Raw genomic sequence first — 16,608 nt, forward strand, 5'->3', positions numbered from 1 at the left:
GGTAGCGTGAAGTCCGTGGCTTCCGCCCTGCAGACGACCCAGACACTCGCGCACCTGCGCCGCGCGCGCGATCTCATCGACCGCGCCTACGCCGAGCCGCTCGATGTGCCCACGATGGCGACCCAGGCGCTCATGTCGCCCGCGCACTTCTCCCGAGAGTTCAAGGCGGCTTACGGCGAGACCCCGTACGCGTACCTCATGACCCGGCGGATCGAACGGGCGATGGCGCTGCTGCGCGAGGGTGTCTCGGTGACGGATGCCTGCACCGCGGTGGGTGCGACATCGCTCGGCTCGTTCAGCTCGACGTTCACGGAGATCGCAGGGGAGACCCCGAGCTCGTACCGCTCGCGCTCCCACGACGCCGCCGAGGCGATGCCGCTGTGCGTCGCGAAGATCCTCACCCGGCCGACGCGGTACGTCTGACGCGAATCGGCTCCGGGCCGCGACCGAGTCGCTGCTCGTGAACCGAGCAGGATCGGAGAAGCGCGCGCTCGCCGAGCCTCGTAACGTGGCAGCCATGACGAACATCGCTCTGGCATACAGCCCCATCACCGTCGACGACGTCGACGCCGCCATCCCCTTCTATCGCGACGGTCTGGGCCTCGAGGTCGTCAACGACGTCTCGTACGACGGTCACCGTTGGGTGAGCTTCGGCTTCCCCGGCCAGCCCGGGCTGTCGCTCGTCGTCTCCGACCCGTCGGCGGGCCGCTCGCCCGACGATGGCGAGGCGCTCCAGCGCCTGGTCGTGAAGGGATCCGGGCCCGGACCGTACGTCTTCACGACGAGCGACCTCGACGGGACTTTTGAGCAGCTGCGCGCCTTCGGCGCGGAGGTGCTCCAGGAGCCCAAGGAGCAGGGCTGGGGACCGCGCGACTGCGCGTTCCGCGACCCGGCCGGCAACCACATCCGCATCAACCAGGTCTGAGCAGAGCGCCATGTGCCTGCCATGGGCCGCCGCGATGCAGCAGGAGCCGGTGCTCGCGGCGGCGGGTAGCCTGGACCGGATGAGCGATTCGTCCAGGGAGTTCCACAAGCCCGTCCGCCGGCCGGCGGAGGTCTTCGACCGGGCCTTCGCAGCCGAGGACCCGGCCGAGGTCTCGCGCGTCGCGCACACCACCGCGCACGCCCTGCTCGCGCGGGTGCGAGCCGACCCCGACGGCGGCGTCGTCGAGAGGCTCGTCTCGTTCACCGACGAGCACGGCATCGACGACCTCGCCGAGCTGTGGTCGCGATCGCCCGCGAAGACGCTGCCCGGCGCGCTGTGGCGGCTCTACCTCGTGCAGCTCATGATCCACGACGACCCGCGCACGGCCGCGCTCCTGTACGAGCGCGGCCGTGCCGAGCTCGCCTCCGCCGACGACGTGGTGGCCGGTGCCCCCTCGCCCGCCGGACCCGACGAGCTCGTCGCCCTGGTCGACACGATCCTGCGCGGCCTGTTCCAGGGCGACTTCGCCGTCGCTCTGGACCGCGCGGCCGCCTTCTGCCGTGTCCAGGCGTCGGGTGCCACGCACGTTGCCGACGACTACGAGACGACGGAGCCCGACCGTGCGTCGACCTTCACGACGCGCGCTCTGCGCCTGTCGGACTACGCCGCCGATCTCTCGGCCTGCGCGGCGCTGTGGCGCCGCGACGCCCTGAGCTGAGGCATCCGCTCGCTCCACCTTGCGAGAGGGCGGATCGCCGCGTGCCGTCGGGTCGTTCTTGGCGAGTCGCCAGGATGCGCGTGTGAGTGGTGCGTTCTTGGCGAGTCGCCAAATTGCGCGTGTGGGTGGTGCGTTCTGGCGAGTCGCCAAAATGCGTGTCTGAGTCGTGCATTCTTGGCGAGTCGCCAAACTGCGCGTGTGAGTGGTGCGTTCTGGCGAGTCGCCAAAATGCGTGTCTGAGTCGTGCATTCTTGGCGAGTCGCCAAAATGCTGGTCCGGGTCGGTCCGGCGAGTCGCCAAGAAGGTTGTCGGCGAGCGGAGGCCGGGTCGGCGACAGGTCGGAGAGCCGGCGGCGAAATCGCCGGGCGGCAGAACGCCGCTGTGCTCGCACCGCTTCGCGGGAGAGGCGTTCTGCTCCCGGGCAGAGCTCGCACGAAGCACCGGGGTACGAAGGTGCCGGGCCGCAGAACGCCTCTCGGCGCGAGGCCGCTCGGAGCGGCAGAAGATGGAGCCCGGGGTTACTGCGGCCCGGCCGTTCCAGTGTAACCGAGAGGCGCGGCGTGGCATTCCCGAGCGCTTAGGCTCTGGGCATGGCACTGCTCTTCGCGCTCGTCATCGACCCCGCGGCATCCGATGATCCTCGCTCCGACTTCGCCGACACCTTCCGGGTCATCGACCCGTCAGCGCCGGCGCTGAGCGTCGGCGAACTGAGCACGCAGCGCGGCGACGGCATCTTCGAATCGATCGGCGTCGTGGACGGCCATGCGCAGGAGACAGAGGCTCATCTCGAGCGGCTCGCGCACTCCGCGCGCATTTGCGACCTCACCGCGCCGAACCTCACGCAGTGGCGGGCCGCGGTGCAGGTGGCCGCGCAGCACGCCCCGCGCCACGGCGAGGGCGTCATCAAGCTCATCCTGAGCCGCGGCGTCGAGCACGGCCCTGCGCCCACGGCGTGGGTGACGGTGGCGGCTGCCCCCGACAACACCGCCGTGCGCGAGCACGGCATCCGCGTCGTCACGCTCGACCGCGGCTACGGCATCGACACCCCGGCGAAGGCGCCCTGGCTGCTGCTCGGGGCGAAGACCCTGTCCTACGCGGTCAACATGGCCGCGATCCGCGAGGCGAAGCGCCGCGGCGCCGACGACGCGGTCTTCGTCACCTCGGACGGTTTCGTGCTCGAGGCACCCACGGCCTCGCTCATCCTGCGCATCGACGGCCGCTTCGTCACCCCCGCGCCGAACGGCGGCATCCTTCACGGCACGACGCAGCTGAGCCTCTTCGCCCACCTCGAGGAGGAGGGGCACGACACCGGCTACGCCACGCTTCCCCTCAGCGCCCTTGCCGAGACGGATGCCGCGTGGCTGGTGTCGAGCGTGCGCCTGGCGGCGCCCATCACGGCGATCGACGGCGTCGAGGTCCCGGTCGACGCGGAGCTCACGGCATCCTTCAATCGCTACCTGCTCAGCCCGCGGGACTGAGATCGAGCGGGACCCACGACGAAGCCCCCGCCGAACGGCGAGGGCTTCGAGTCCGCCGTCTGCGGCTCACCCGAATCGGCCGGAGACGTAGTCCTCCGTGGCCTGCACGGTCGGCGTCGTGAAGATCGCCGTCGTGTCGTTGTACTCGATGAGCTTGCCCGGCTTGCCGGTGCCGGCGATGTTGAAGAAGGCGGTCTTGTCGCTGACGCGCGACGCCTGCTGCATGTTGTGCGTCACGATGACGACCGTGTAGTCGTTCTTGAGCTCGCCGATCAGCTCTTCGATCGCGTAGGTCGAGATCGGGTCCAGCGCCGAGCACGGCTCGTCCATCAGCAGCACGTCGGGCGCGACGGCGATGGCGCGGGCGATGCACAGACGCTGCTGCTGACCACCCGACAGACCCGAGCCGGGCTTGTCGAGCCGGTCCTTGACCTCGTTCCACAGGTTCGCGCCGCGCAGCGACTTCTCGACGAGGGCGTCGGCATCCGACTTCGCCATGCGCTTGTTGTTGAGCTTGACGCCGGCCAGCACGTTCTCCTTGATTGACATCGTGGGGAACGGGTTGGGGCGCTGGAAGACCATGCCGACCTGGCGGCGGACCAGCACCGGGTCGACCCCCGAGCCGTACAGGTTGTCGCCGTCGAGGAGCACTTCGCCCTCGACGCGGGCGCCCGGGATGACCTCGTGCATGCGGTTCAGCGTGCGAAGGAAGGTGGACTTGCCGCAGCCGGAAGGTCCGATGAACGCGGTGACGCTTCGCGGCTCGATCGAGAGGGTCACACCCTCGACGGCGCGGAAGTCGCCGTAGTAGACGTTGAGGTCGTTGACTTCGATGCTCTTGGACACGGTGGTGGTTCTTTCGGGTTGGTGGGTCAGCGACCGGTCTTGGGGGAGAACACCCGGGCGACGACGCGTGCGACGAGGTTGAGGACCATCACGATGAGGATGAGGGTCAGGGCGCCGGCCCAGGCGCGGTCGATGTACGCCTCGGGCGGGATGCCCTGGTTCATGTACTCCGTGTAGGTGAACACCGGGAGGGTCTGCATCCGACCGTCGAAGAGGTCGTAGTTCATGCTGTTCGTGAAGCCGGCCGTGATCAGCAGCGGTGCGGTCTCTCCGATGACGCGAGAGATCGAGAGCATGATCCCGGTGGTGATGCCGGCGATGGAGGTCGGAAGCACGACCTTGACGATCGTCAGCCACTTCGGAACGCCCAGCGCATACGACGCCTCACGCAGCTCGTTCGGCACGAGCCGCAGCATCTCCTCCGTCGAGCGGACCACGACGGGGATCATGAGCACCGAGAGGGCGACCGAGCCCATGAAGCCCATGCGCGCGCCGGGGCCGAGGAACAGCGAGAAGAGCGCGTAGGCGAACAGGCCGGCCACGATGGACGGGATGCCGGTCATCACGTCGACGAGGAAGGTGATGCCTCGCCCGATCCGCTTGCCCTCGCCGTATTCGACGAGGTAGATGGCGGCCATCAGGCCGATCGGGATCGAGATCAGCGCAGCCATCCCCGTGATGAGCACGGTGCCGACGATCGCGTGCAGGGCGCCGCCGCCCTCGCCGACGACGTTGCGCATCGAGCTCGAGAAGAAGTCGGCGTCGAAGCGGGCGATGCCGTTGGAGACGACCGTCCAGGCGACCGAGACGAGCGGCACCATGGCGACGATGAACGCGGAGGCGACGAGACCCGTGATGAAGCGGTCGACCGCCTTGCGCCGACTCTCGACGATCGCCGAGATCGTGAAGATGAGGACGAGGTAGACGATCCCCGACGTCACGAGCCAGCCGGCGACGTTGAGGCCCTCGCCGGAACCCAGGGCGATGATCCCGAACACCGCGAGCATCACCGCGAGCGAGCCGGCGACGAGCGCCCAGACCGCCCAGGTGGGCAGGTGACCGGTGGTGAGCTGCGACCGCGTCGGAGCGACGACGGGCGGCCGGGGAGGCGTGGCGGTGATGGTCATCAGTTGGCCCCCGAGAATTCCTTGCGGCGATTCACGATCCACCGCGCGATGAAGTTGACCGCGAACGTCACGATGAACAGGATCAGCCCCGTCGCGATCAGGACGTTGATGTTCGTCGCGAACGCTTCGGGGAAGGTCAGTGCGATGTTCGCGGCGATCGTCGACGGGTTCGTCGACGTGAAGAGCTTGAACGTGACGGTCCCCGTCGCCGAGAGCACCATGGCGACGGCCATCGTCTCGCCGAGCGCACGGCCGAGGCCCAGCATGGACGCCGACACGATGCCGCTGCGCCCGAACGGGAGCACCGCCATGCGGATCATCTCCCAGCGGGTGGCACCGAGTGCGAGAGCCGCCTCTTCGTGGAGGACGGGGGTCTGCAGGAAGATCTCACGGCAGATCGCCGTGATGATCGGCACCACCATGACGGCGAGGACGATGGCGGCGGTGAAGATGGTGCGGCCGGTCGCCGAGACGTCGCCGCCGAAGAGCGGGAACCAGCCCATGTTGGCGTTGAGCCAGGCGTAGACCGGCTGTACGGCGGGGGCGAGCACCAGGATGCCCCAGAGGCCGAAGACGACGGAAGGCACCGCCGCGAGGAGGTCGACGACGTAGCCCAGGCTCTGGGCGAGCCGGCGCGGCGCGTAGTGGGAGATGAAGAGCGCGACCCCGAGCGACAGCGGAACGGCCATGACGAGCGCCAGCAGCGCAGCCCACACGGTGCCGAACAGCAGCGGCCAGACGTAGTCCCAGAAGTTCGTGGTGAGCAGCGAGGCGTCCTCGGGGCTCGCGCCGATCGCCGGGACCGACTGCACGATGAGGAAGATCGCGACGGCCGCGAGGGTGACGAGGATCATCGAACCGGCGGCGAGAGCCGTGCCCGAGAACCACCGGTCGCCTGGGCGCTGTCTGGCCGGGATCTTCGTCGCGGCGGGGGCGGCTGTCATGTCGTCCGTCCTGGTCGGGGATGGTCTTCCTGATCCGCATCAGGCCCCGGACGCACCAGGAGGTGCGCCCGGGGCCGATGAGGATGTCAGCTGATCTGGTCGATCGCGGCCTGAGCCTTCTCGGCGAGCTCGGTCGAGATGGGGGCGCTGCCGGCGTTGTCGGCGGCGGTCTTCTGACCGGCCTCGCTGACGGCGGTCGTGAAGAAGCCCTTCACGAGAGCCGCGGCGTCGGCGTCTTCGTAGTCGACGCAGCCGATGAGGTAGCTCACGAGCATGACCGGGTAGGCGCCGGACTCCTCCGTGGTGCGGTCGATCGCGAACGCGAGGTCGGTCGACGCGCGACCCTCCTCGAGCGGCGAGGCGTCGAGGGCGATCGCGGCGCCCTCGGCGGACGGCTCCACCCACTCCGAGCCGACCTGGACGCTGACGGTCGTGAGGTCGGCGGTCTGCGAGTGGTCCGCGTAGCCGATGGTGCCGTTGCCGCCCTTGACGGCGTTGACGACGCCGGAGGTGCCCTGAGCGGCCTCGCCGCCCTGGATCGGCCATTCCTCGACCGAGTCGTACGTCCAGACGTCACCCGCGGTCTGCGCGAGGTAGTCGGTGAAGTTCGCCGTCGTGCCCGACTTGTCGGAGCGGTGAACCGGCGTGATCGCCAGGTCGGGGAGGGTGACGCCGTCGTTCGTGGCGGCGATCGCCGGGTCGTTCCAGTTCGTGATGGTGCCGGCGAAGATGCCCGCGATCGTGGCCGGGTCGAGGTTGAGCGCGTCGACGCCCTCGACGTTGAACGCGATGGCGATCGGCGACACGTACGCCGGGATCTCGACGATGTCGGAGCCCTCGGCGCAGGCGTCGAACGGTCCGGCCTCGAGTTCTTCGGTCTTGAACGCACGGTCCGACCCGGCGAACTCGACAGCGCCCGACTGGAACGACTCCCGGCCGGTGCCCGAGCCCTGCGGGTCGTAGTTGACGGTGACGTCCGCGTTCGCGGTCTGGAACTCGGCGGTCCATGCCTGGACGGCGACCTGCTGGGACGTGGCGCCCGAGCCGTTGAGCGTGCCGGTCAGCGCCGGACCCTCGCTGGAGGTCGGGGTGTCGCCGGAGGCGGTCTCGTTGGAGGCGCAGCCTGCGAGGGCGAGGGCCGCGATTGCGGCGACAGCGCCCACCTGGGCGATGCGAGAGATCTTCACTGTGTGAATCCTTCACGTGTCAGAGAAACAGGCCCGGGAAGGCCTTCGGGTTCGAACCCGGTGCGGGGTTCGTCTGAAACGTAGGCTCGGACTCTTAAGAGAGTGGGCTGCGCGGGTGAACGGGAGGTGAACAGGATGCCGACATCCATGCGTCGGCATCGACGTCCGGCGCCGTTCGGCCGCGGAATCGCGAGCGTCCCGAGGGGCGCTGGTCACCCGCGGCGCTAACGGCTCCCTCGCTCAATCCTTCGGGATGTGCGTCTCGATGGCGACGATCCCCGAGCCGGGGTTGTCCACCGACATGTGCACCACCGAGAAGGCCGCGGGGTCCAGCGCCGAGGCGCTGCCGAGGTACGACCCGCGCAGCGTGCCGGTCGCGAGCGCCAGTTCGTTGAGGATGTCGGGAAGCACCGGACCGTGGCTGCACAGCACGGAGGGCTTGCGCGCACGGACGCGTTCTCCCACGACGGTGCGGGCATCGGACTTGCCGACTTCCCAGGCCTCTTGGCCGATCAGCCGCGTGGTCTCGATCTTGCGGCCGAGCGCTGCGACCAGCGGCTCGACCGTCGTGACGCAGCGCACCGCAGGGCTCGACACAATCTTGCGGACGCCGAAGGCGAGCAGCGGGCCGACGATCGAAGCGGCCTGCCGGTGACCTCGCGGAGAGAGCGGGCGGCTCGCCTCCTTCCCCTTCCAATCCTCCCGCGGCACCGCCTTGGCGTGCCGCAGGGCGACGATCGGGAAGGTCCGCAGCACCCCCTCGTCGATCAGCCGGACGAAGTACTCCAGGATCTCGGCGTCGACGGGGTAGCTGAGGCGGCGGAGCGCCTTCTTCGGCGAGACCCATTCGATGGCGGCGATCTCCTTGTTGGGCACGAAGGCGGACGCGCGGATGGCCGCCTCCGTCGCCTCGGCGGCCCAGTAGTGCACGATCTTCGTGCGCTTGCTGGGCAGTCGATAGCGCGAGACGCCGACGGGCACGCCGAGGGCGACACGGATGCCGGTCTCTTCGTGGATCTCGCGGACCGCGGTCTCTGCGAGCATCTCGCCGGGGTCGACCTTCCCTTTGGGAAGGGTGACGTCGCGGTACTTCGTGCGGTGGATCAGGAGCACGCGCAGCTTGCCGTCGACGACACGCCAGACGACGCCCCCGGCCGCGTAGACGGCCGTCTCGGTCATCGCACCGCTCGTGCTCGCCGGCGGCGCTGCACGTTTGCCATGGTGCGGTCCTGGAGGTCCAGGAGCAGCTTGCCGTCCTCGCCGATGTTGTGGCGCACCCACTCGCCGTCGGCTTGCAGATGCCACGAGCTGGTGGTGTCGCTCATCGCCAGCGTGAAGAGGTCGTTGAGCTCCTTGATGTGGGCCGGCGTCGACACGCGCACGAGCGCCTCGACCCGGCGGTCGAGGTTGCGGTGCATCATGTCGGCGCTGCCGATGTAGACCACGGCCTCGCCGTCGTTGTGGAAGGCGAAGATGCGCGAGTGCTCCAGATAGCGCCCGAGGATGGACCGCACGATGATGTTCTCGCTCATGCCCGCGACGCCCGGCTTCAGCGCGCAGATGCCCCGCACCCACACCTCGACCTTCACGCCGGCCTGGCTGGCCCGGTAGAGCGCGTCGATGATCTGCTCGTCGACCATCGAGTTGACCTTGATGCGCACACCGGCGGGCTTGCCGGCGAGCGCATTGCGACGCTCCTTCTCGATGAGCCGCAGCAGGCCCTTGCGCAGGTGGAGAGGCGCGACGAGGAGGCGCTTGAACTTCTTCTCGATCGCATAGCCGCTCAGCTCGTTGAACAGGCGGGTGAGATCGCGGCCCACGACGTCGTCGGCCGTGAAGAGGCCGAAATCCTCGTACACGCGGCTGGTCTTCGGGTTGTAGTTGCCTGTGCCGATGTGGCTGTAGCTGCGGAGTACACCGTTCTCCTCGCGGATGACGAGCGCCAGCTTGCAGTGCGTCTTGAGGCCGACCAGGCCGTAGACGACGTGCACTCCGGCCTTCTCGAGCTTGCGCGCCCAGACGATGTTGTTCGCCTCGTCGAAGCGGGCCTTGATCTCCACGAGCGCGAGCACCTGCTTGCCGGCCTCGGCGGCGTCGATGAGTGCCTCGACGATCGGGCTGTCACCCGAGGTGCGGTACAGGGTCTGCTTGATGGCGAGGACGTGGGGATCCTTCGCCGCCTGCTCGAGGAACGCCTGCACGCTGGTCGCGAAGGACTCGTACGGGTGGTGCACGAGCACGTCGCCCTTGCGGATGGACGCGAAGATGTCGGGCCGCTCGTTGTTGTCGCCCGGCTGGAAGGCGACCGCGGTCGTCGGCAGATGCGGCGTGAAGCGCAGGTCGGGCCGGTCGATGCGCAGGTCGAACAGGCCGCGCAGATCGAGCGGGCCGGGCAAGCGGTAGACCTCCTGCTCGGTGACGTCGAGCTCTTTGACGAGCAGGTCGAGCGTCACGTCGTCCATGTCATCGGTGATCTCGAGCCGGATCGGCGGGCCGAACCGGCGCCGCAGCAGCTCGGCCTCCAGTGCCTGGATGAGGTTCTCGGTCTCGTCCTCCTCGATCGCGACGTCCTCGTTGCGCGTGAGGCGGAACGCGTGGTGGTCGAGCACCTCCATGCCCGGGAACAGGTCGTCGAGGTGGTTCGAGATGAGGTCCTCGAGAGGCAGGTAGCGCACCGTGCCTGCCGCGGCAGGCAGCTCGACGAAGCGGGGGAGCATCGGCGGCACCTTCAGGCGGGCGAACTCCTGACGGCCGGTGCGGGCGCTGCGGATGCGGATCGCGAGGTTGAGCGAGAGTCCCGAGATGTACGGGAACGGGTGGGCCGGGTCGACGGCGAGCGGCATCAGGACGGGGAAGACCTGTGCCTGGAAGTAGTCGTACAGCCGCGATCGCTCGGCCTCGTCGAGGGTGTCGTACGAGACGATCTGGATGCCCGCGTCGGCGAGCGCCGGCTTGACGAGCGACCGCCACGCCTCGGCGTGACGCAGCTGCAGGCGGCGCACCTCTCCCGAGATGTCGGCGAGCACGTCGGCGGGGGAGCGTCCGATGTTCGTGGGGAGCGCGAGTCCTGTGACGATGCGGCGCTTGAGACCCGCGACGCGCACCATGAAGAACTCATCGAGGTTGTTGGCGAAGATCGCCAGGAAGTTCGCCCGCTCCAGGGTGGGCAGGTTCGGGTCTTCGGCGAGTTCGAGCACGCGCTGGTTGAAGGCGAGCCAGCTGAGCTCGCGATCCAGGTAGCGGTGGTCGGGAAGCTGCGAGTCGAAGACCTCCGAGAGGTCGAAGTCGTCGTCGTCCGCATCGCCCAGGCCGGCGTCGAGCACCTCGGGTTCGATCATCCCCTCATCATTGCAGGGTCACGTGACGAGAGTGTGAACCCTTCGTCTAGCTTCTCCTGCTCAGGACGGCGCGGGACGGATGCCGGAGGTCGGGGCATCCGTCGCCCTACGCTCCGGTGCGCTCGCGGGGGGCGGGTTCGGGCTCGTCCTCGTACACGTTGAAGCGGTAGCCGACGTTGCGGACCGTGCCGATGAGCTGCTCCATGTCGCCGAGCTTGGCGCGCAGGCGCCGGACGTGCACGTCGACCGTGCGGGTGCCGCCGAAGTAGTCGTAGCCCCACACCTCGCTGAGCAGCTGCTCGCGCGTGAAGACGCGGGAGGGGTGGGTCGCGAAGAAATGAAGGAGCTGGAACTCCTTGTACGTGAGATCCAGCGGTCGTCCGTGCACTTTCGCCGAGTAGGAGGACTCGTCGATCGTGATACCCGAGGTCTGGATGCGGGTCGAGACCTGCTCGGCCGACTGCCGGCCGACGGCGAGACGGATGCGTGCGTCGACCTCGGCCGGGCCCGCGGTGAACAGGATGACGTCGTCGACGCCCCAGTCGGGCGAGACGGCGGTCAGACCGCCCTCGGTCACGATGAGCAGCAGCGGCGCATCCAGGCCCGTCGTGTTGAGGATCTTGCACAGCGACTTCGCGCCGACCAGGTCCACGCGCGCGTCGACGAAGATGATGTCGGCGCTCGGCGCGTTGACCAGCTGAGCGGGCTCGGCGGGGATCAGGCGCACGCGGTGGCTCAGCAGTTCGAGCGAGGGCAGCACGGGGCCGCCTCCGTGCGTGGAACTGAGAACCAGGAGCTGTGCCAATGGATCGCCTTCCCGGCGCGTGGGGGCGCGCCGCGAACCCCAGTGTAGAGCGTGGCCGCGCGCCGCTCCGTCCTGATGACCTTCGCGGGCTCCGGTGAGCGTGGGCCGGTGCATCGCCGTGGATGCGCCGCGCGGCGCGATGGGCGATGATGAGAAGCGTGGCCGTGCCTGAACTCGCACCTCGCCGCACCTTCGGCGGCATCGTCGCCGTCTGGGTGCTGGCGGCGCTCATCGCGATCGTGGTCGGCATCTTCGCGACTCCGGACTGGCGTGCGGCGTGGCTGGGTGTCGGATTGGGCGGATGCCTCATCGCGGCGTTCGCGACACAGCTCTGGTCAGGGCGCTCGCAGGGGTTCACCGAGCGGGTGGCGGCGGGGGTCCTCGGCGCGGCACTGGTGATGGGTGTGATCAGTCTCGGATTCGGGCTGGCCTCGCTCGTTCCCGGCTAGACTCGCTCGCATGGATCTCGTCGCGCTCGAACTGTTCTACGTGGGCCTGCTCGGTCTGGCGTCCCTCGCGATCGTCTTCGTCTCCGCGGTCGTCGTCAAGAACCTGTACCGCGGCCAGCGCTGACGGATCGCGTCGTGCTCGACATCCCGACCGACCTTCCTGCGGAACTCGTACCGCTGTCGTGGCTCATCGGTGTCTGGGAGGGCACCGGCGTCATCGACTACGGCGACCACGCCTACACCGGTGAGTTCACGCATCGGGTGAGCTTCAGCCATGACGGCGGCGACTATCTGAACTACTCGGCCGAGGCCTGGCTCCACAGCCCCGCCGACCCTGAGGAGCGCACGCGGCTGGTGGCGGAGCTCGGGTACTGGCGGCTCGTCCTCTCAGCCACCGACGCCGATGCCGGCCCCGGCCTGCTGCCGGCGCTCGCCCCCGCCGTCGCGCGCACCGCCGACGACATCGAGCAGCTGCGCAACGCAGACGGCGGCTTCGACATCGAGGCGGCGCTCGTGCACGCCGACGGCGTCAGCGAGCTCTACCTCGGCCAGATCAAGGGTCCCCGCATCGATATCGCCACCGATGCGGTGGTGCGTCCGGCGAGCGCCAAGAATTACGCCGCTGCCACACGCATGTACGGCCTCGTCGACGGTCACCTCCTCTGGGCCTGGGACATCGCAGCCCTCGGCTTCGAACTCGGCGCCCACGCGTCGGCCCGCCTCGCCAGGATCGAATGAGCCGAATGAGCGCTGTCGAATGATCCGAACGAGCGCTGCGTCATCATCACGCACGGAATGAGCCCGCATCCCATGAGCACCTCTCTCACCACGTCCCTCACGAGCGGAGCGATCGATGACTGACCCGTTCGCCGCCGTCCCGGGCGCCGTCGTGGACGATGCCGGCCTCCTGCACGTGGGCAGCCCGCTCGTCGAGCAGCGCCGGCTCGCCGCCGGCGCGGCGATCGCGCCGCGGCGCGATCGCGGGGTGATCGCCGTGCCGGGCGAGGACCGCCTCACCTGGCTGGACTCGCTGTCGTCGCAGGCCCTCGCCCGCCTCGCGCCGGGCGTGAGCACGGAGCTGCTCATCCTGGATCCGCAGGGACACGTCGAGCACGCGGCGTCCGTCTTCGACGACGGCGAGACCACCTGGCTCATCGCGGATCGCGCCGACCTCGCCGGCCTCTTCGACTGGCTGCGCAAGATGCGTTTCCGGCTGCGCGTCGATCCTCGCATCGCCGACGACGAGTACGCGGTCGTGGGCGGGACCGCCGCAGCGCTCGAGCGGATCTCGCCGGCCGCGCCGTCGGGCGTCGCCCTGGTGTGGCGCGACCCGTGGCCTTCGGTGGCGCCGGGCGGGCACGCCTATGCCGCGGTCGACCCGCATCCCGGCGCCGAGCGCGACTGGGCCGAGGCGATCGTGACGCGTGCCGAAGAGCAGCGGATCGCGGATGCCGCGACTCGAGGAGAGCTGGAGCTGGCCGGCATCGCGGCGGCCGAGGCGCTGCGCGTGGCAGCATGGCGTCCGCGCTGGAGCACGGACGTCGACGAGCGGGCGCTGCCGCACGAACTGGACTGGCTGCGCACCGCCGTCCACCTCGACAAGGGGTGTTACCGCGGCCAGGAGACGATCGCGAAGGTGCATAACCTCGGACACCCGCCGCGGCGCCTGGTGGCTCTGCAGCTCGACGGCTCGGGCAGCGTCCTGCCCGAGCACGGTGCCGCCGTGCGGATCGGCGACGATGCGGTCGGGATCGTGACGTCGGCCGCGCTGCACTATGAGGAAGGCCCGATCGCGCTGGCGGTCGTGCGCCGCACGACGCCGGTCGACGCGCCGCTCACGGTGGACACCGCAGACGGCCCGATCGCCGCGGCGCAGGAGATCGTCGTGCCCCCCGACGCGGGCGCGACGGCGAACGTCCCGCGGATCACCCGCCTGTCGCGCCGCGCGGCAGCGCAGTAGGAGCGCCGGCGGTGAGCGGCGACGGCGACACCGCCGCGATCACCCAGACCGTGCCCACCGGCTGGCGCGCCCGGCTCGACCTCCGGCCGCAGCTGGCGCGTGTCCGCGGATCCGCGATCGCGATCGTCCAGATCACCGTGGCGGCGACCGCTGCCTGGGCCTTCGCCCACTACGTCGTCGGGCACCCGGCACCGCTGCTGGCGGCGACCGTCACCATCTCGAGCCTCGGCCTCGTGCGCGACGCCCGACCCCGCCGCGTGCTCGAGACGGTCGTCGGCATGCTGGTCGGCATCCTCGTCGCGGAGGGGTTCGTCGTCGTGGTCGGCCCGGGGTGGTGGCAGCTGGCGCTGGCGCTCGGCGTCACCCTGCTCGTCGCCCGGTTCCTCTCGCCGTACCCGCCGTTTGCGATCATGGCCGGCATCCAGGCGTCGATCGTGATGTCGCTTCCCGCATCACAGCCCTTCTCGCGGCTGATCGACGGGATCGTGGGCGGTGTCGCAGCGCTCGTCGTGACCGCGCTCATCCCGCGCAATCCCCGCAGCGAGGAGGCGAGAGACGGCCACGCCGTGTTCGCGGCCGCCGATGCCGCCGCGCGCACCATCGTGCAGGCGCTGCGCCGCGGCGACGCGCTGCGGGCGACGCGCGGACTCGAGAAGGCGCGGGGGATCGGGCCGCGGATCGACGAATGGCGCACGTCGCTGGAGTCGGGGCTGGCCGTCGCGGGATTCTCACCGTGGCTGCGGCCGCAGCGCGCCGAGCTGCGCCGCCATCAGACGGTGCTGCAGGCCATGGATTTCGCCACGCGCAACCTCCGCGTGGTCGCGCGTCGGGCGGTGTACCTGTGTGACGACGGCCAGCGCCGCCCCGTGCCGGCGGAGCTCCTGGCCGAGCTGATGCGTGGTGCCTCGCTCGTCGGCGAGAGCCTCGACGACATCTCGTTCCAGCCCGCCGCCCAGGAGGCGGTGCGGGCGGTGGCGGTGCGCCTCGACCCGGCGCAGATCCTGCCCGACGGGTCGCCGGGCGAGCAGTACCTCATCACGGCGCTGCGCCCGCTGGCGGTCGACCTGCTGACCGCGACCGGCATGCCGTCGGCCGAGGCGCGCGCCGTGCTGCCGCGACTGTGAGCCTCGGCCTCAGCGCGGCGCGACGGCCTCCCACGGCACGCTGACCTCGCCGAGGCGCCACCGTGAGCGGTCGAGGATCGGCCAGCCGCCGGCGACGAGCGCTGACAGCGCCGTGCGCCAGCGATGTACCGGACCGAAGGGTGAGACGCTCGCCGCACGGTCCCACTCGGCGTCCAGGGCGGCGAGGAAGTCGTGCACCCGCTCGCCGGGCACGTTGCGGTGGATCAGAGCCTTCGGGAGCCGCTCCGCGGCGACGGACGGATGCTGCAGCCCGGCCAGCCGCAGCGACACGGTGAGGGTCCGGGGCATGGCGTCAGGCCCGATCGCCGCCCAGGTGGCGATCCGCCCGATCTCGTCGCAGGTTCCCTCGACGAGAAGCCCATCGGACGCGAGCCGCCCGGCCATCGTCGCCCAGGCGTGCGGAACCTCGGCCTCGTCGTACTGGCGCAGCACGTTGAACGCCCGCACGACGGCGGGACGGCGGCCGCCGGCCACCGGCACCTCGAACCCGCCGCGGGCGAACGAGACACGGGCGTCGGGTGCGAACGACGTGCCGCCCCCGCGCACCAGCTCGAGCTGCGCGCGGGCATGGGCGACACGGGCGGGATCGATCTCGAGGCCCAGGACCTCGACGTCGGGACGCACGTGCGCCAGCCGGGAGTGCAGCTCCAGCGCCGTGACTCCGCTGGCGCCGTAGCCGAGGTCGACCACGAGCGGGTCGGATGCCCGGCGGAGGGCGGGCTGCCGTGCGATCCACCGATCCACGCGCCGCAGCCGGTTGGTGCCGGTCGTGCCGCGCGTGATCTGCCCGACCGGTCCCCGCGCCATCCCCCCATGATGCCAGGCGCGACCGTCGAGCCGGCGGGTGCCGCCCGTCGTCACCGCGCCGGGGCACGCGCCGTCGCCCCGATATCATGGGGCGCATGACCGCGCCCTATACGCTGATCCTCCTCCGTCACGGCCAGAGCGAGTGGAACAAGACCAACCAGTTCACGGGCTGGGTCGACGTCCGCCTCACCGAGCAGGGCAAGGCCGAGGCCGCGCGGGGCGGCGAGCTGCTCGCCGAGTCCGGCATCCTTCCCGACGTCCTCCACACCTCGGTGCTGAGCCGCGCCATCCAGACCGCCGACATCGCCCTCGATGCGGCCGATCGGCTCTGGATCCCCGTCAAGCGCTCGTGGCGCCTGAACGAGCGCCACTACGGCGCCCTTCAGGGCAAGGACAAGGCGCAGACCCTCGAGGAGTTCGGCAACGAGCAGTTCATGCTGTGGCGCCGCTCCTTCGACGTTCCGCCGCCGCCCCTGGCGGCCGACGACCAGTACAGCCAGGTCGGCGACCCGCGCTACGTGGGCATCGACGGCGAGGTGCCCGACACGGAGTCGCTGAAGATCGTGATCGACCGCATGCTGCCGTACTGGCACAGCGACATCGTGCCCGACCTGAAGGACGGCAAGACCGTCCTCGTGACCGCGCACGGCAACTCGCTGCGCGGCCTCGTCAAGCACCTGGACGGCATCAGCGACGCCGACATCGCCGAGCTCAACATCCCCACGGGCATCCCGCTCGTGTACCGGCTCGACGAGAACCTCCGGCCGCTCAGCCCGGGGGAGTACCTCGACCCCGAGGCCGCCGCTGCCGGTGCCGCCGCAGTCGCGAACCAGGGCAAGGCCTGACGCGTCGCGTCTGACGCGCACAGAAGAGCGGATG

17 protein-coding genes are annotated in these 16,608 nt (G+C 70.0%); 9 read left to right on the forward strand and 8 right to left on the reverse strand.

Annotated elements, in window-relative coordinates; all coding sequences use genetic code 11:
* Positions 1-15 precede the first annotated feature (15 nt).
* The 4 genes from NCG93_RS19375 (at position 16) to NCG93_RS19390 (ending at position 3,121) form a co-directional block, all read left to right on the forward strand.
* Positions 16-423 carry a helix-turn-helix transcriptional regulator gene (locus NCG93_RS19375; protein WP_194413345.1) on the forward strand — a complete coding sequence of 136 codons (408 nt, stop codon included), beginning with the start codon at positions 16-18 and terminating at the stop codon, positions 421-423.
* A 94-nt stretch (positions 424-517) separates the two neighbouring features.
* A complete protein-coding gene (locus NCG93_RS19380) occupies positions 518-925 on the forward strand; it encodes a VOC family protein (RefSeq protein WP_194413346.1) in 408 nt (135 codons plus the stop codon).
* 79 nt (positions 926-1,004) lie between these two features.
* Positions 1,005-1,643 (forward strand): DNA-directed RNA polymerase subunit beta, encoded by a 639-nt coding sequence (locus tag NCG93_RS19385; protein ID WP_194413347.1) that lies wholly within the window; start codon positions 1,005-1,007, stop codon positions 1,641-1,643.
* Between the two features lie 590 nt (positions 1,644-2,233).
* The gene (locus NCG93_RS19390) at positions 2,234-3,121 is read left to right on the forward strand and encodes an aminodeoxychorismate lyase (protein WP_194413348.1); all 888 of its coding nucleotides are present in this window, start codon (positions 2,234-2,236) and stop codon (positions 3,119-3,121) included.
* Between the two features lie 66 nt (positions 3,122-3,187).
* Here the strand turns inward: NCG93_RS19390 and pstB are convergent, their stop codons facing one another.
* The 7 genes from pstB to NCG93_RS19425 form a co-directional block, all read right to left on the reverse strand.
* The gene (gene pstB, locus NCG93_RS19395; protein ID WP_194413349.1) at positions 3,188-3,967 is read right to left on the reverse strand and encodes a phosphate ABC transporter ATP-binding protein PstB; all 780 of its coding nucleotides are present in this window, start codon (positions 3,965-3,967) and stop codon (positions 3,188-3,190) included.
* Positions 3,968-3,993: 26 nt separating this feature from the next.
* Complete coding sequence (pstA, locus tag NCG93_RS19400) at positions 3,994-5,094, reverse strand: phosphate ABC transporter permease PstA (RefSeq protein WP_194413350.1); 1,101 nt, start codon at positions 5,092-5,094, stop codon at positions 3,994-3,996.
* Positions 5,094-6,038 (reverse strand): phosphate ABC transporter permease subunit PstC, encoded by a 945-nt coding sequence (pstC, locus tag NCG93_RS19405; protein WP_194413351.1) that lies wholly within the window; start codon positions 6,036-6,038, stop codon positions 5,094-5,096. Before pstC ends, pstA begins: the two co-directional genes overlap by 1 nt.
* 86 nt (positions 6,039-6,124) lie before the next feature.
* Positions 6,125-7,225 carry a phosphate ABC transporter substrate-binding protein PstS gene (gene pstS, locus NCG93_RS19410; protein WP_194413352.1) on the reverse strand — a complete coding sequence of 367 codons (1,101 nt, stop codon included), beginning with the start codon at positions 7,223-7,225 and terminating at the stop codon, positions 6,125-6,127.
* Positions 7,226-7,465: 240 nt separating this feature from the next.
* Positions 7,466-8,404 (reverse strand): NUDIX hydrolase, encoded by a 939-nt coding sequence (locus NCG93_RS19415; RefSeq protein WP_194413353.1) that lies wholly within the window; start codon positions 8,402-8,404, stop codon positions 7,466-7,468.
* Positions 8,401-10,563, reverse strand: coding sequence for an RNA degradosome polyphosphate kinase (locus tag NCG93_RS19420; protein ID WP_194413354.1), 2,163 nt, complete (start codon positions 10,561-10,563; stop codon positions 8,401-8,403). Before NCG93_RS19420 ends, NCG93_RS19415 begins: the two co-directional genes overlap by 4 nt.
* A gap of 106 nt (positions 10,564-10,669) precedes the next feature.
* Positions 10,670-11,368 (reverse strand): response regulator transcription factor, encoded by a 699-nt coding sequence (locus tag NCG93_RS19425; RefSeq protein WP_194413355.1) that lies wholly within the window; start codon positions 11,366-11,368, stop codon positions 10,670-10,672.
* 158 nt (positions 11,369-11,526) lie between these two features.
* Here NCG93_RS19425 and NCG93_RS19430 point away from each other — a divergent pair, with 158 nt between their 5' ends.
* The 4 genes from NCG93_RS19430 (at position 11,527) to NCG93_RS19445 (ending at position 14,901) form a co-directional block, all read left to right on the forward strand.
* Positions 11,527-11,817, forward strand: coding sequence for a hypothetical protein (locus NCG93_RS19430; protein WP_194413356.1), 291 nt, complete (start codon positions 11,527-11,529; stop codon positions 11,815-11,817).
* A gap of 135 nt (positions 11,818-11,952) precedes the next feature.
* Positions 11,953-12,555, forward strand: a complete 603-nt coding sequence (locus tag NCG93_RS19435) for a nitrobindin family protein (RefSeq protein WP_194413357.1) — start codon at positions 11,953-11,955, stop codon at positions 12,553-12,555.
* A gap of 115 nt (positions 12,556-12,670) precedes the next feature.
* Entirely contained in the window at positions 12,671-13,777 is a 1,107-nt protein-coding gene (gene ygfZ / locus NCG93_RS19440; protein ID WP_194413358.1) for a CAF17-like 4Fe-4S cluster assembly/insertion protein YgfZ, read from the forward strand.
* Between the two features lie 11 nt (positions 13,778-13,788).
* Positions 13,789-14,901, forward strand: coding sequence for an FUSC family protein (locus NCG93_RS19445; RefSeq protein WP_194413359.1), 1,113 nt, complete (start codon positions 13,789-13,791; stop codon positions 14,899-14,901).
* Between the two features lie 9 nt (positions 14,902-14,910).
* Here the strand turns inward: NCG93_RS19445 and NCG93_RS19450 are convergent, their stop codons facing one another.
* A complete protein-coding gene (locus NCG93_RS19450) occupies positions 14,911-15,729 on the reverse strand; it encodes a class I SAM-dependent methyltransferase (RefSeq protein WP_194413360.1) in 819 nt (272 codons plus the stop codon).
* Positions 15,730-15,824: 95 nt separating this feature from the next.
* Here NCG93_RS19450 and NCG93_RS19455 point away from each other — a divergent pair, with 95 nt between their 5' ends.
* Complete coding sequence (locus tag NCG93_RS19455; RefSeq protein ID WP_194413361.1) at positions 15,825-16,574, forward strand: phosphoglyceromutase; 750 nt, start codon at positions 15,825-15,827, stop codon at positions 16,572-16,574.
* Positions 16,575-16,608 lie beyond the last annotated feature (34 nt).

It is taken from the genome of Microbacterium yannicii (genome assembly GCF_024055635.1).
GTDB lineage: Bacteria > Actinomycetota > Actinomycetes > Actinomycetales > Microbacteriaceae > Microbacterium > Microbacterium yannicii.

What these genes read in the sequence shown, in the direction of transcription:
- NCG93_RS19380 (WP_194413346.1), top strand. Translation starts at nt 518, where the DNA reads ATGACGAACATCGCTCTGGCATACAGCCCCATCACCGTCGACGACGTC.
- NCG93_RS19385 (WP_194413347.1), top strand. Translation starts at nt 1,005, where the DNA reads ATGAGCGATTCGTCCAGGGAGTTCCACAAGCCCGTCCGCCGGCCGGCG.
- NCG93_RS19390 (WP_194413348.1), top strand. Translation starts at nt 2,234, where the DNA reads ATGGCACTGCTCTTCGCGCTCGTCATCGACCCCGCGGCATCCGATGAT.
- pstA (WP_194413350.1), bottom strand. Translation starts at nt 5,094, where the DNA reads ATGACCATCACCGCCACGCCTCCCCGGCCGCCCGTCGTCGCTCCGACG.
- pstC (WP_194413351.1), bottom strand. Translation starts at nt 6,038, where the DNA reads ATGACAGCCGCCCCCGCCGCGACGAAGATCCCGGCCAGACAGCGCCCA.
- NCG93_RS19415 (WP_194413353.1), bottom strand. Translation starts at nt 8,404, where the DNA reads ATGACCGAGACGGCCGTCTACGCGGCCGGGGGCGTCGTCTGGCGTGTC.
- NCG93_RS19420 (WP_194413354.1), bottom strand. Translation starts at nt 10,563, where the DNA reads ATGATCGAACCCGAGGTGCTCGACGCCGGCCTGGGCGATGCGGACGAC.
- ygfZ (WP_194413358.1), top strand. Translation starts at nt 12,671, where the DNA reads ATGACTGACCCGTTCGCCGCCGTCCCGGGCGCCGTCGTGGACGATGCC.
- NCG93_RS19450 (WP_194413360.1), bottom strand. Translation starts at nt 15,729, where the DNA reads ATGGCGCGGGGACCGGTCGGGCAGATCACGCGCGGCACGACCGGCACC.
- NCG93_RS19455 (WP_194413361.1), top strand. Translation starts at nt 15,825, where the DNA reads ATGACCGCGCCCTATACGCTGATCCTCCTCCGTCACGGCCAGAGCGAG.